Source organism: Paenibacillus lupini, from assembly GCF_011761355.1.
Classification (GTDB): Bacteria; Bacillota; Bacilli; order Paenibacillales; family Paenibacillaceae; genus Pristimantibacillus; species Pristimantibacillus lupini.
Genome location: NZ_JAASRW010000001.1, coordinates 422,136 through 436,149 on the forward strand (window position 1 = coordinate 422,136; position 14,014 = coordinate 436,149).

Sequence of the window (14,014 nt, forward strand, 5' to 3'; positions counted from 1 at the left end):
AGTGGCTGGCTATACCCCGATGATTCAACAATATCTTGCGATTAAGGAACAAGCGAAAGATGCGTTCCTCTTTTTCCGTCTCGGCGATTTTTACGAGATGTTTTTCGATGATGCCATTCATGCATCACGTGAACTTGAAATTACATTAACGGGCAGAGAGGGAGGCGGCACGGAGAAAATTCCGATGTGCGGCGTCCCTTATCATTCTGCAGAGAACTATATTGCAAGGCTTGTGGAAAAAGGCTATAAAGTCGCGGTCTGTGAGCAAGTAGAGGACCCGTCCGCAGCCAAAGGCGTTGTACGCCGTGAAATTGTACGAGTAATTACGCCAGGCACGGTGATGGAGACCAAATCACTATCCGACAAATCTAATAACTTTATCGTCTCCGTTGGATCGGTCTCTGCTTCCGCGATGGGGCTGGCTGCTTGTGATTTATCGACTGGCGAGCTGTATGTAACCTCACTTGTGTACAACCTTGATACGCTCATTGATGAGATTAACGTTTACCAGCCGGCAGAAATTGTTGGTGATGAGGCATTACTTACGCAGCTGCGGGAGAATGCGGTCTGGAATCGTCCTGTTCTGCTAACCGCGCGGGAGCCTATGGCAGAGGACAAGCTCATTGAACAATTTGATCGCTCACAGCTCGAAGGTTTGAATGATGCCCGATATCGTGCAGTCAGCCTTTTGACGGGATATCTTGAGGAGACGCAGAAGCGTTCACTTGGCCATGTTCGTACCATACGTACTTATGAACCCAATCAATATATGATTCTCGATCACTATACGCGCCGTAACCTGGAGCTTACTGAGACGGTGCGCGACCGGAGCAAAAAAGGCTCTCTTTTGTGGCTGCTGGACCGGACGCAAACCTCGATGGGGGCAAGGCTTCTCCGCCGCTGGATCGATAAGCCGCTTCTTAACCGTTCCAAGATTGAAGAGCGTTACGAAGCGGTTGATGCTTTATATCGGAATTTAATTGCAAGGGACGATATTCGTTCTGAGATGAATCATATTTATGATCTTGAGCGTCTAGTTGGACGGGTTGCCTTCGGCAGTGCGAACGGCAGAGATATGAATGCACTTAGGAGCTCCATTCGCCGCACGCCTCAACTGGTGGAGCTAGCAAGGAATGCGGGTTCCGAACGGCTTCGCCTGCTTGTGGATGGACTTGATGATTGCACGGATCTCGCGGAAATGATCGAGACGGTCATTGTGGACGAGCCGCCTGTATCGATTCGGGAGGGCGGATTAATTCGTGCCGGTTACGATGATTACCTGGACCAGCTTCGTGAAGCAAGCACCAACGGCAAGAAATGGCTGGCTGAGCTTGAGCGTCAGGAGCGGGAAGCAACAGGCATCAAGACGATCAAAATCGGCTTCAATAAGGTATTTGGTTATTTTCTAGAAGTATCTAAGGGTAGTCTGGCGCTGCTGCCAGAAGGCCGTTACGAGCGCAAGCAGACACTCGCGAATGCGGAACGGTTTGTCACACCGGAGCTGAAAGAGAAGGAACGGCTGATCCTTGAAGCAGAAGACAAAATGGTCGATCTGGAGTATGCACGCTTCATTGAGCTTCGCGATCATCTGGCTTTGCAGCTGCACCGACTGCAGCGTCTTGCAGAAGTAGTTGCTGAGCTTGATGTTTATCAGTCGCTTGCAACAGTTAGTGCAGAGAGAAGATTCACTCGTCCAACCATTACTGATCAGTTTAATTTGGTTATTGAAGAAGGAAGACATCCCGTTGTTGAAGCGATGATGGAAGGTATTCCATTCATCTCTAACTCTACTGCACTTCGTCACGATGAGCAGTCGATGCTGCTGATTACTGGTCCAAATATGGCAGGTAAAAGCACCTACATGCGCCAAGTAGCACTGATTTGTATCATGGCGCAGATTGGCTGCTTTGTACCAGCGAAAGCGGCAGAGATTCCGCTCATTGACCGTATCTTCACACGGATTGGCGCAGCGGATGATCTCATTGGCGGTCAAAGTACGTTTATGGTCGAGATGAAGGATATCCAGCTGATGACGGAAAAAGCGACCGAGAACAGTCTCGTTATCATTGATGAACTTGGCCGAGGGACTTCAACAAGTGAAGGCATGTCGATCGCTCAGGCTGTTATTGAATTCGTCCACCATCATATTGGCTGTAAAGCACTTGTCTCGACGCATTTCCATGAGCTGTCGCATCTGGAAGCCACATTACCGAAGCTTGCGAACGCCTGTATGGCCGTTCAGGAAAGCGGCGATCATGTGACGTTCCTGCGTAAGCTGATTCCTGGTGCTGCAAGCACGAGCTACGGGATTTATTGTGCAAGACTGGCGGGTTTGCCGGATTCAATTATCGACCGTGCTTACGTCTTACTGGAGCACTTGGAAGCCGATGCTGAGAACTTGCTGCAAGTTTCAAGTGACAAGAAGCAGCCCGTGTACAAAGTGGCCGAAGCTCAGACCGTTCCATCTTATATCACCGCGCCTGAACCTGAACTAGCAATCAAAGAGACGGCAGCTGCTGTTCAGCTCTCTATCTTTGATGAGCCTGGTGTGCCTGCGGTGCATCAGCAGGAGCAAGGACGCCGCAAAGCGTCGCCTAAGGCCGAGCAGCTTGCAGATCAGCTTCGGAAGCTGGATCTGTTTAATATGACGCCGATGCAGGCGATGCAATGGTTGAATGAAATGAAACAAAAGATAAATGATTAATTGTAAGTGATTGAGGAAGGAGGGATTTAAAGATGGGGAAAATCCAGGTGCTTGATGAACAGCTTGCGAACCAGATCGCGGCGGGTGAAGTCGTGGAGCGTCCGGCATCGGTTATTAAGGAATTAGTGGAAAATGCAATTGATGCGGGGAGCTCCGTCATTGATATTACGATCGAAGAAGGCGGATTATCGTACATTCGGGTAACGGATAATGGCTCGGGGATCGAGCCAGCCGATATGGAAACGGCGTTCCAACGCCATGCGACCAGCAAAATCTCTTCCAGCAGTGATCTGTTCAGAATTGCAAGCCTAGGTTTTCGCGGCGAAGCGCTGCCAAGTATCGCGGCTGTGTCGCGGCTCGAGTGCGTCTCATCAATTGATTCGAGCGGCCTTGCACAGCGCCTTTATATTGAAGGCGGTACGGTAACGGCTAACGAACCAGCCAATGCTCCTCAAGGCACCGATATGTCGGTGCGGGATTTATTTTATAACACGCCGGCAAGGCTGAAATATATGAAAGCTATCCAAACGGAGCTTGGTCATATTACCGACTATGTCTACCGAATAGCGCTGGCTCATCCGGGTATTGCCGTGACCTTGAAACATAACGGTTCCGTTCTGCTTCGTACGCTTGGTACCGGAGATCGGCAGCAAGTTATTGCAGCTGTGTATGGAACGAATACGGCGAAGGCGATGCTGAAGGTGGAAGGCGAGACATCCGATTATGATCTGCGCGGCTATATTTCGAAGCCGGAGCTGACTCGGGCGAATCGCAACGGGATGACTGTTATCGTGAACGGACGGTATATCCGCAGTCATACGGTGAACCAGGCGATCCTGCAGGCTTACCATACGCTTTTGCCGATTAACCGATTCCCAATTGTTGTACTGGAGATCGGAATGCATCCAAGTCTGCTTGATGTTAACGTGCATCCGTCCAAGATGGAGGTTCGATTCAGTAAAGAAACCGAGCTTCGTACGTTAGTAGAGCAGGCGGTGAAGGAGGCCCTTGGGCAAGTTCGTCATATCCCAGGACCTGCAGAGAAGCAGGAACGCGAGAAGCCGTTATTCGTGCAGGATGCGATCTCTTTCCATCGGCCAGACCCAATGAATCAGACTCAACCGTCCGGTCAGGAGCGGTCACCGTTTGCAAGCCCAGCCCCTTCATCCGGAGGCGGGTTTAGTCCAAATCGTCAGGCATCTTCTTCCTATTCAAGCGGCAGCAGCTCCTCTTACAGCTCAGCTTTCCCGCAGCCTCCAAAGCGTGATTATGTGCCAAAGGATGCAACGGAAAGGCTCTATAAGCCTGCTGAGCAGCGTGAAGTATCGGTGCATGAGGCTGCAGCTCCGTGGGAGCAGGCTGCTCCGGCACTCCAGCAGACGGAAGAGGCATCACAATTACCAAGTAATAATGGAGAGCATCCTTCTGCTAGCGATTCAGAATCAGGGCAGCAAGGCTCTACATTCCCAGAGCTGTACTGGATTGGGCAGCTGCACGGCACGTACATTGTGGCGCAAGCAGAAGAGGGATTGTACCTCATCGATCAGCATGCCGCCCATGAACGGATCAATTATGAATATTACTATCAGAAGTTTGGCAATCCTGAAGCGGCCAGCCAACAGCTGCTTGTTCCATTAACTCTTGAGTTTACTTCAGGAGAATCGGAGCAGCTGCGCGGTATGATTGGATTATTTCAGGAGGCAGGAGTGGAGCTTGAGCCGTTCGGACAGCAGACCTTCCTGGTACGTGCTTATCCGGAATGGTTCCCGCAAGGTGAGGAACAGGCCATTATTGAGGAAATGGCAGAGCTGCTGCTAAGCGAGCGTAAGTCGATTAATATCGCAAAGCTCAGAGAAAAAGCGGCTATTATGTGCTCTTGTAAGGCTTCGATTAAAGCCAATGACCGGAAGACGCGTGAGGAAGGCGAGGTATTGCTTGCTCGTCTTGCCGCGTGTATTCAGCCTTATACCTGTCCTCATGGACGCCCGATAGTAGTCCACATCTCTACTTATCAATTGGAAAAAATGTTTAAACGGGTGATGTCATGATTGTAACAACTTCCGACAAGCCGTCTCAGAAGGCGCTAGCTACCGCCAAGCGGCTTGCGGATGAACTATCAGCTCCCTATGTTGTACGAGGCAGACAGACGCTTCGGCAATTAGCGGAGAAGATGGAGAAAATTGAGCTGATTGTGGTAACGGAGAAGGAAGTCCGATTTTACGACGGTCAGACGGAAACGCCGTTATATTTTCATCCAAGCATGGCTTTTGTTCGCGTGAAGAGGCTTCGCAAGGGTGAGAGCGATCCTCTTATCGATTTGACCGACTGCAAGCCCGGAGATCGTGTTATTGACTGTACAGCAGGACTTGCGTCAGATTCACTGGTATTTTCTTATGCAGTAGGAGAAACGGGAGCCGTAACCGCTATCGAGAGCCAGGCAATCCTCTGTGCAGTTGTACGTGAAGGTTTAGCGGTCTACCAATCCGGCTTGCCGGATGTGGATGTCGCGATGCGGCGTATTCAAATGATAAATGTGAATCATGCGCAATATTTGACCGGACTGCCGGACAAGAGTGTAGATATCGTCTATTTCGATCCGATGTTTCGCCAGCCTATTCATGAATCGAGCGCACTTGAGCCTTTGCGGAACCTCGCTAATGACAGTGAGTTAACAGCTGATGCCGTTCGAGAAGCGATAAGAGTTGCTCGTAAGTCGGTTGTAATGAAGGAGCATCGTGACAGCGGAGAATTCGCACGGCTTGGGTTTGAACGGCGGCATGTGAATACGTCGAAAATAGCTTATGGAGTGATAGAGGTTGCAGGAAGCAGGAACGAATGACCGCAAGCAGCCGCTGCTTGTGCTGGTTGGACCAACAGCTGTAGGGAAGACACAGCTTAGTCTGGATCTGGCCAAAGCTTGGAATGCCGAGATTATTTCCGGTGATTCTATGCAGGTGTACAAGACGATGGATATCGGTACGGCAAAGCTGCCGTTTGCCGAGCGGCAAGGGATCATCCATCATTTGATTGATATTAACGAGCCTGAAGAGGCTTATTCCGTTGCTGACTTCCAAGAGCAATGCCGAGAAGCGATTTCGGATATAGCGGCGAGAGGGAAGCTTCCTTTTATCGTAGGCGGAACGGGCCTTTATATTGAATCGGTCTGCTATGATTTTGAATTTGACGATAACGGGGCAGATCCAGCATTTCGCGAGGAACAGCAGCTTTACGCAGAAGAAAATGGAGCAGAGGCACTTCATGCCCGGCTGGCTCTTGTTGACCCCAAATCTGCGGAACGGCTTCACCCGAATGATCAGCGCCGTATTATACGCGCACTCGAGATTTACCACCTCTCAGGTGAGACAATGACGGCTCAGCTCGAGCGACAGAAAAAAGAATCGCCCTACGAATTATGTATTCTAGGTCTGAATATGGACAGGGAAGTGCTGTATTCACGGATCGAGCAGCGAATTGATCAAATGCTGGAGGAAGGTTTGGTCGAAGAAGTGAAGGGTCTGCTCGAACGTGGTGTACCTGCGGATGGTGTTGCCATGCAGGGGCTAGGCTATAAAGAAATCGTCATGTATTTACGTGGGGATTGCACACTTGAAGCGGCCGTAGAGCTGCTTAAAAGAGATACACGGCGCTTTGCTAAGCGCCAGCTTTCCTGGTTCCGCCGCATGAAGGATATCGAGTGGATTGATATGGGGGAAAATTTTCACAACAATTTACTTCGGATTCATGATATAATAGCAGGAAAGTTTCAAGTCAATCTTGAATATACTTCTAATCAATCTTTTTTAGACGGGGGTAACGTCCAATGAACAAATCGATCAATATTCAAGATACTTTCTTGAACCAACTGCGCAAAGACAACATTCCGGTTACGGTTTTCTTAATGAATGGTTTTCAAATCAGGGGCGTTATTAAAGCGTTCGATAACTTCACGATTATCATTGACAGTGAAGGTCGTCAGCAAATGGTGTACAAGCACGCGATCTCGACGTTTACTCCACAACGTAATGTTTCATTAATGCAAGACAACAGTGCTTCGGAAGCATAGAACGTAATGTTATTTGTGAAACCTTCTATTCACGGATAACGTTTAACTTGATAGCGGAAGGCAAGAACAACCCGCTCCAGCAGGGTTGTTCTTTTCATTCCAGGGTATATTGAAGAATAGAGAAACAGATTTTGGAACAACAGGAGGGAGCCAAATGGCTGAACAACCTAGACGTAGCAAACCTAAGGAGATGAAGCGGGGGACGGCAAAGAAAAAGAAAAGGATGACGCCTCGTAAATGGTTTTTTGCGTTCTTCTTTACCGTCGTGTTTGCAATCGTCTGTGGCATCATCGGATATTTGTTTATTACTCTGAACGGCGAGCGAATCTTGACTGAGAAGGCGGATAAGCTTGAACTTGGCGAAGCGTCGATTATATATGATATGGACGGGAAAGAGATTACAAAGCTCTATGACGCAAACCAGAATCGCGAGAACGCCGAGTATAACGAAATGCCAAAGCTTCTGCTAGATGCTTTCGTAGCAACGGAGGATCAGAGGTTCTATGAGCATTCCGGGATTGACTTCTTCTCCATCGGACGTGCTGTCGTGAAAGACGTTATCGCTAGAAGCAAGGTGGAGGGAGCAAGTACCATCACCCAGCAGCTGGCGAAAAATATATTCCTGACTGCGGACAAAACCTTTTTCCGTAAAGCGACAGAAGCATCCATTGCGGTCGCGCTTGAGAATAAATACTCTAAGCAGGAAATTCTGACGATGTACCTGAACCGAATTCCTTTCGGTAAAGGGATTTATGGCATTAAAGGTGCCGCGGATTTTTATTTCGATACGGACCTGAAGGATTTGAAGATTTGGCAGATAGCGACACTCGCTGGCATGCCGAAGGCGCCTAACCGCTATAATCCAATTAATGATCCAGAGTCCTCTATGGCACGCCGGGCTGTCATTTTGAAGCTGATGTATGACCAAAAATTGATTACAGAGCAGGAAATGGAAGAAGCGAAAGCGGTCGTTTATGAGCCGCCTGCTAATCTGGAAGAAAAGAAAAGCGATCCATATAAAGCTTACGTCGATTATGTAATCGAAGAAGCCGTTAAAGTCATTCCGGATATGACGGAGGAAGAGCTGCGGATTGGCGGTTATAGGATCTATACATCGCTTAATCCAACCGCACAGACGGCCGTTGAGAAAGAATTCGCTGATGATGATAACTTCGAGAAGAGTCCAGACGATCAGAAAGCGCAAGGTGCTATGATCATCATGGATCACCGTGACGGAACAATACAGGCGATGGCTGGTGGACGTGATTATGTCCGTAAAGGCCTGAATCGTGTAGAGGTTCAACGTCAACCGGGTTCTGCGTTCAAGCCGATCGTATCCTATGGTCCGGCGCTTGAATCTGGAGATTATTATCCTTGGACAGTACTTAATCAGGATTCACAAAAATGCTTTGGCGATTATTGTCCGAATGACAGCCATGGTTCAAGTCCAGTGACGATGCAGCAAGCGATTAAGGAATCTCGCAACCTGGCAGCCGTATGGACGTTGAATCAAGTTGGAATCGGCAACGGTATTGCGTTTGCCAAGAAGCTGGGCATGGAGCTGGAGCCGGAAGACCGCAACCTGGCGATTGCGCTTGGCGGCCTTTACAAAGGGGTTACACCTCTGCAGATGGCAGAAGCCTACAGTGTATTTGCCAATGGAGGCAAATCGGTTGACCCGCATACAATTACGAAGATTGAGAACACAGCTAACAAGAAAGTATACACGTACCGTGCTCCACAGGCGAAACAGTTGATGAAGCCGGAAACAGCGTGGTACATGACACAAATGATGCAAACCGTTCTGGAGAAGGGCGGTACAGGTACAGGTGCCCGTATTGACCGTCCTGTAGCAGGTAAGACAGGTACATCACAGCATGGTATACCTGGCTTTACTTCTAGCGCGAATAGGGATGCTTGGTTCGTTGGTTATACACCAGAGTGGACCGCAGCTGTCTGGATGGGCTATGACAAAACTGATAAGCAGCACGTAATTAAGAAGAGCAGTGCGCAATCGGCTGCGATGTTCGGCAAGGTAATGTCTCAGGCGATGAAAGGTGTTCCGAAGTCATCGTTTGTACAGCCTAGCGGCATTAAGCAGGAAGTGAAGGAGCAGGCAGCAGTAAAGGGCTTTAAAGCGGAGTTCCTGCCGGATCAATTGAAAGTTCAGATGTCCTGGACTGCTCCCGCAGACAGCAAAGGTGTAACGTACCGGGTATATCGTAAAGACTCATCTGAATCCGAATTCTCGGTATTCGCTGATGCAGTTACACCACAGATGGATGATATGAGCGTATTCCCTGGCATGTCGTACCAATATTATGTGGTAGCCTATAATGCGGAAGACGATAAAGAAAGCAAGCCTTCTGAAACGGTTACAATCGAAGTGCCGGAGATAGATGTTGAAATTCCTGAACAGCCGATGGAACCGGATCAGCCGAATGACGGCAACCTGCCAGATATTCCGGATGACGGGACGAATGGCGGAATAACGCCAACCCCTACTCCTGATCCGAATCAGCCGGTTGAATCGGAGACGCCAGATAATGGCGGAGTTGATTCACCGGATCCTGGCAACGGTGCCGGTAATGGTAACGGAAATGGGAATGGCAATGGCAATGGGAATGGAGAACCAAGTGAAGGTGCTGGGGGTTCGGTCGATCCGACCGATCCTGGCACCGGCACAACGGGCAAAGGCACTACCGATAAAATTGAAGCCGGAAGTGCTGGCGGCAAAACGTAAGGAGCTGGACGTTGAAGATGGGCAAGCTCAAGAAGATAAGCTGGAGCATCGTCGTGACTTTTACAGTTATCGCTGTATTATTGACGGGCTGCGGCTCATCCGGTAATTCGTCTGATAAACCGATGAAGTGGGACAAAATGCCGGAGATGTCAATCAATTTGAATAAGCAGTATTCGGCCAAATTTACAACCAGCAAAGGTGATTTTACCGTTAAGCTATATGCGGCAGAATCACCGGTTACGGTTAACAATTTTGTTTTCCTCGCCAAGAGCGGTTATTATGATGGTCTTACTTTTAACAGCATTATCGAATCCTTTATGATTCAAGGCGGCGATCCAAAGGGGAATGGCACGGGTAATCCGGGGTACTCCATTCCTGATGAATTTGATACAAGTAACAAATTTGAGCCTGGCGTTGTTGCGATGATGAACAGCGGTAAGCCAAATTCGGGCGGCAGTCAATTTTTTATCTGCACTGGTCCTGATGCGGTCAATCTGAACCAGACACCTACTTATTCGATCTTCGGAAAAGTAGACAGCGGCATGGAAACGGTCATGAATATTGCGAAGACACCTGTCAACGACAAGCATGTACCGAAAGAAAAGGTCATCATCAATTCGATTACGATCTTGGAATCATAAGCTGGATAAGGGATATAACGGACAATCCGTTCTATCCCTTTTTTTTGTTTTTTGGGCAAAAGAAAGTGGCATACATGCTATTTCACATGGAAAAGTGGGGGATGGCTTGGTTTATTTTGCATGCGTGCTGGAGAAGAGCGTTAAGTTATGGTAAGCTTTTTACAACGCTATCCATCATCATCGAAAGCCAAGCATCAAAGGCTTATCTCAACGGAAAGGTACGTTCCGTATGAAACGAAAATTTTCAGACCGGGCTAACTGGCGTCGCATTATACGCAAAAGTTACAATTGTCTGGTGCTCGACAGTGATGAGTTCAAAGGCCTCGTTACGTTTTACCGGATTCATGAGTTGCGCGAGCCGCTTTGGAAGGAATATAACGGGCGGCGTTTATGTCTGGCAGACCGCGGTTATCTTTGGATGCAGCATTTCCCGCGGGGAGAGCATTTTGTCGTAACGACGATGTTTGACGATAAGGGCCGTGTTGTACAATGGTATATCGATATTTGCAAGACGCAAGGGCTGACGGATCAGCACGTGCCTTGGTTTGATGACTTGTATCTGGATGTGGTCGTTCTGCCAAGCGGAGAAGTATTCCTGCTTGATGAGGATGAACTGGAAGACGCCCTGCGTCAAGGAGAGGTAACCGGGAAAGAAGCGGCACTTGCCCGCAAGACAGCTGGAAGATTGCTTTCGAGTATTCGCAATGGCCGATTCCGGTATTTTACACTCAGCTTGAAGCATCGTAAAAGCTTGACGGAGAGAGAGCTTAGAGAATCATGAAAAGTATTGTTCATACGAGGAGCAAGTCACGCAAACGTCGCGGATTGCTCCTGTTTCGTATCTTTGCAGCATTCGTATGTTTGGGAGTATTGTTCTTCGGTTATTTGATTTGGCAGATCAACAGCTATGATGAATCCCAGCCGATTGAACAGGCTGATGCGGCGATCGTGTTAGGTGCTTCATTATGGTCAGACAAGCCTAGTCCTGCACTCAAAGAACGGCTTGATTATGCGGACAAGCTTTATAAAGATGGAAAAGTTCAGATGCTTATCCTGTCCGGCGGTCTTGATCGTAATGGTTCGAAGCTGACCGAAGCGGAAGGGATGCAGGTTTATTTGATGGCGAAGGGTATTCCAGCAGATAAAATGCTCCTGGACAATGCAGCAAGAAGTACATATGAGAATCTGCTGAACAGCAAAGTGATTGCTGCTGATCAACATTTGGATAAGCTCCTTATCGTGACACATGACTATCATGCGCCAAGGGCGATGGAAATAGCTCGTTATCTAGGCTACAAGAATACGCAGGCTGCAGCCTTCCATTCTGAGGTTTTGAACCCATTCCGCAATCAATCACGGGAAGTACTTGCTTACACGAAGTGGAAGGTGGATTCTGTTCTCTTGAAGTTCGGATACCGCTCTCCAGACTCCCTGTAATAAAATCTGTTAATATGACCGATTCCGATAGAATACACTTGTTAGAAGCGGGATATGCCGGGGTTGTTTTCTTTGGCGTACCCAAGCTAGTGACGGTGCGAAGGATAGGTGATGCGATAGATGAGCGGACATGTCATATCGGGATCGAATAATGGAGCAAGGCCGTCCCGTCAGATCAATGTAGTCCTTAGAAGTCAGGAACCCATTCAAATGACGGCTTCTGCGCCTGTAGTTGATAATGAGCCGCTGCCAGCCGTTAAGCCGCTCCCTCCCGGGGATCATTTTGCTGATATTCAGAAAGAGCTGGAACCCATGGTAGGGATGGACAATGTGAAATCTCTTATATATGAAGTCTATGCGCTTTTATATATAACCCGAATGCGTTCGGAAGCGGGCTTGTTTGGCGGATCACATGTCTATCATATGATATTCAAGGGGAATCCAGGGACCGGCAAAACGACAATTGCCAGAATCGTTGCGAAGCTGTTCCAGAAGATGGGTGTACTTTCCAAAGGTCATCTGATTGAAGTAGAGCGGGCAGATCTGGTCGGAGAATATATCGGGCATACAGCACAGAAAACGCGGGATTTGGTGCGCAAAGCGATTGGCGGCGTTTTATTCGTGGACGAAGCGTACAGCCTGGCGCGCGGCGGAGAGAAGGATTTCGGCAAAGAGGCAATTGATACTCTTGTAAAAGCGATGGAGGATCATCGTAATCAATTTGTGCTCATTTTAGCGGGTTATCCTGCTGAGATCGATCATTTCCTCCTGACTAATCCAGGGTTGCCGTCACGTTTTCCGATTCAAATCGATTTTCCAGACTATAATATTGATCAATTAATTCAAATTTCTGAGCTGATGGCGAAGGATCGAGATTATTATTTGATGCCGCAGTCCATATTTAAACTAAGGCAGCATTTAATCCAAGAGAAGATGAATGACTTGTTCTCGTTCAGTAACGCCCGTTATGTGCGGAATTTGATTGAGAAGGCTATCCGATATCAGGCTGTCAGGCTGCTGAATCAATATTCGAACGGGATTCCGCCAAAGCAGGAGCTTATGACGATTAAACCGGAAGACTTTAAATGGGAAATAAAATGACGCCACTTTAGAAGGAGCAATCATGCGAGATAAAACACATAATACGACAATGACTATGCTGGAACGTGCCGTGCTGGTCAGTTTGGTTACACCCGATATTAAGCGCAGCATTAGTGATCCGGAGCATTCTCTGGCGGAACTGGTTGCGCTGGCTGAGACAGCGGGAACTGAAGTGCTGACCACCATGACGCAAAATAAAGAAGCAAAAGATACAAAGTGGTTCATCGGTAAAGGCAAAGTGGAAGAGTTAAGAGCGATTGCTGAGGAAATGGGTGCGACTACTGCGATCTTCGACCAGGAATTGTCTGGCGCACAGGTTCGGAATTTGGAGGAAGCTCTAGATTTAAAGATCGTAGACCGTACACAGCTTATTCTTGATATTTTCGCACAACGGGCTAAGACTCGTGAAGGTATTATTCAAGTTGAGCTGGCGCAGCTCAGCTATTTACTGCCGCGTTTGTCCGGTCATGGCAAGAACTTGTCACGGCTTGGCGGCGGTATTGGTACAAGAGGCCCGGGTGAATCGAAGCTGGAGACGGACCGGAGGCATATCCGGGGTCGTATCACTGATCTGAAAGCCCAGCTTGATGAGCTTGTTCGTCACCGGAAGCTTCATCGGGAGAGACGTAAGAAGTCTGGTGTTATTCAAGTAGCATTGGTCGGTTACACGAATGCCGGGAAATCAACGATGCTTAGGGAGCTTACTAGTGCAGATGTCTATGTAGAGAACCAATTATTTGCAACGCTTGATCCTACATCTCGTACGCTTGAACTGCCTAATGGCCGAGAAGTTATACTGACGGATACGGTAGGCTTCATTCAGAATTTGCCTCATGACCTTGTTGCTGCATTCCGCGCGACGCTTGAGGAAGTACTGGAAGCAGACCTTGTGCTCCATGTCGTGGACGGCAGCTCACCAATGCGCGATGAGCAAATGGCGGTTGTAGAGAAGATCCTAGGTGATCTTGGAGCAGCGGGTACGCCTAATCTAACGATTTATAATAAGAAAGACCTATGTGAAGAGAATAACGTGGATATGCCAATTGCAGGTCCAGATACGCTTGTTATTAGCGCTTATCAGGAAGCCGATTTGACGCTGGTACGGAATAAAATTCAAGATAAGTTGACAGGTGATACGGTAACTTTCACCTTACCTGCAGACCGCGGAGATTTGATTGCACTTGCTTATCGAAGTGGGGAAGTAGTAGAAAATGATGTTAGCGAAGATGGCGAATCGTTACGATTGACCGTTCAGGTCAGCCGTCAGGCATATGAATTACACGGATACAAACTACAGCCCTATATAGAATAAGGATTTGGGTTAC

General features: G+C 48.3%; 11 protein-coding genes. All 11 read left to right on the forward strand.

Annotated features, from left to right (window positions below; all coding sequences use genetic code 11):
- Position 1 precedes the first annotated feature (1 nt).
- The 11 genes from mutS (at position 2) to hflX (ending at position 14,001) form a co-directional block, all read left to right on the forward strand.
- Positions 2-2,704 carry a DNA mismatch repair protein MutS gene (gene mutS / locus FHS17_RS02160; protein WP_167273612.1) on the forward strand — a complete coding sequence of 901 codons (2,703 nt, stop codon included), beginning with the start codon at positions 2-4 and terminating at the stop codon, positions 2,702-2,704.
- 32 nt (positions 2,705-2,736) lie between these two features.
- Positions 2,737-4,752: a DNA mismatch repair endonuclease MutL gene (gene mutL, locus FHS17_RS02165; protein WP_167273617.1), complete on the forward strand. Its 2,016-nt coding sequence runs from the start codon at positions 2,737-2,739 to the stop codon at positions 4,750-4,752.
- Positions 4,749-5,543, forward strand: a complete 795-nt coding sequence (locus FHS17_RS02170; RefSeq protein ID WP_167273622.1) for a class I SAM-dependent methyltransferase — start codon at positions 4,749-4,751, stop codon at positions 5,541-5,543. The genes mutL and FHS17_RS02170 overlap by 4 nt, the downstream gene beginning before the upstream one ends.
- On the forward strand, positions 5,521-6,528 hold the full coding sequence (gene miaA / locus FHS17_RS02175) for a tRNA (adenosine(37)-N6)-dimethylallyltransferase MiaA (protein WP_167273627.1): 1,008 nt from the start codon (positions 5,521-5,523) through the stop codon (positions 6,526-6,528). Before FHS17_RS02170 ends, miaA begins: the two co-directional genes overlap by 23 nt.
- The gene (hfq, locus tag FHS17_RS02180) at positions 6,525-6,767 is read left to right on the forward strand and encodes an RNA chaperone Hfq (protein WP_015844208.1); all 243 of its coding nucleotides are present in this window, start codon (positions 6,525-6,527) and stop codon (positions 6,765-6,767) included. The genes miaA and hfq overlap by 4 nt, the downstream gene beginning before the upstream one ends.
- Positions 6,768-6,921: 154 nt before the next feature.
- Positions 6,922-9,510, forward strand: coding sequence for a transglycosylase domain-containing protein (locus FHS17_RS02185; RefSeq protein WP_167273631.1), 2,589 nt, complete (start codon positions 6,922-6,924; stop codon positions 9,508-9,510).
- Between the two features lie 17 nt (positions 9,511-9,527).
- Positions 9,528-10,151: a peptidylprolyl isomerase gene (locus FHS17_RS02190; protein WP_167276303.1), complete on the forward strand. Its 624-nt coding sequence runs from the start codon at positions 9,528-9,530 to the stop codon at positions 10,149-10,151.
- A 229-nt stretch (positions 10,152-10,380) separates the two neighbouring features.
- A complete protein-coding gene (locus tag FHS17_RS02195; RefSeq protein WP_167273635.1) occupies positions 10,381-10,932 on the forward strand; it encodes a ribonuclease FAU-1 family protein in 552 nt (183 codons plus the stop codon).
- Complete coding sequence (locus FHS17_RS02200; protein ID WP_167273639.1) at positions 10,929-11,588, forward strand: YdcF family protein; 660 nt, start codon at positions 10,929-10,931, stop codon at positions 11,586-11,588. Before FHS17_RS02195 ends, FHS17_RS02200 begins: the two co-directional genes overlap by 4 nt.
- A 120-nt stretch (positions 11,589-11,708) precedes the next feature.
- Positions 11,709-12,689 carry an AAA family ATPase gene (locus FHS17_RS02205; protein ID WP_167273643.1) on the forward strand — a complete coding sequence of 327 codons (981 nt, stop codon included), beginning with the start codon at positions 11,709-11,711 and terminating at the stop codon, positions 12,687-12,689.
- 22 nt (positions 12,690-12,711) lie between these two features.
- A complete protein-coding gene (hflX, locus tag FHS17_RS02210) occupies positions 12,712-14,001 on the forward strand; it encodes a GTPase HflX (RefSeq protein WP_167273646.1) in 1,290 nt (429 codons plus the stop codon).
- Positions 14,002-14,014 lie beyond the last annotated feature (13 nt).

Excerpts from the sequence above, each read along its gene's own strand:
- mutL (WP_167273617.1), top strand. The coding sequence starts at position 2,737 with ATGGGGAAAATCCAGGTGCTTGATGAACAGCTTGCGAACCAGATCGCG.
- FHS17_RS02170 (WP_167273622.1), top strand. The coding sequence starts at position 4,749 with ATGATTGTAACAACTTCCGACAAGCCGTCTCAGAAGGCGCTAGCTACC.
- hfq (WP_015844208.1), top strand. The coding sequence starts at position 6,525 with ATGAACAAATCGATCAATATTCAAGATACTTTCTTGAACCAACTGCGC.
- FHS17_RS02185 (WP_167273631.1), top strand. The coding sequence starts at position 6,922 with ATGGCTGAACAACCTAGACGTAGCAAACCTAAGGAGATGAAGCGGGGG.
- FHS17_RS02190 (WP_167276303.1), top strand. The coding sequence starts at position 9,528 with ATGGGCAAGCTCAAGAAGATAAGCTGGAGCATCGTCGTGACTTTTACA.
- FHS17_RS02195 (WP_167273635.1), top strand. The coding sequence starts at position 10,381 with ATGAAACGAAAATTTTCAGACCGGGCTAACTGGCGTCGCATTATACGC.
- FHS17_RS02200 (WP_167273639.1), top strand. The coding sequence starts at position 10,929 with ATGAAAAGTATTGTTCATACGAGGAGCAAGTCACGCAAACGTCGCGGA.
- FHS17_RS02205 (WP_167273643.1), top strand. The coding sequence starts at position 11,709 with ATGAGCGGACATGTCATATCGGGATCGAATAATGGAGCAAGGCCGTCC.
- hflX (WP_167273646.1), top strand. The coding sequence starts at position 12,712 with ATGCGAGATAAAACACATAATACGACAATGACTATGCTGGAACGTGCC.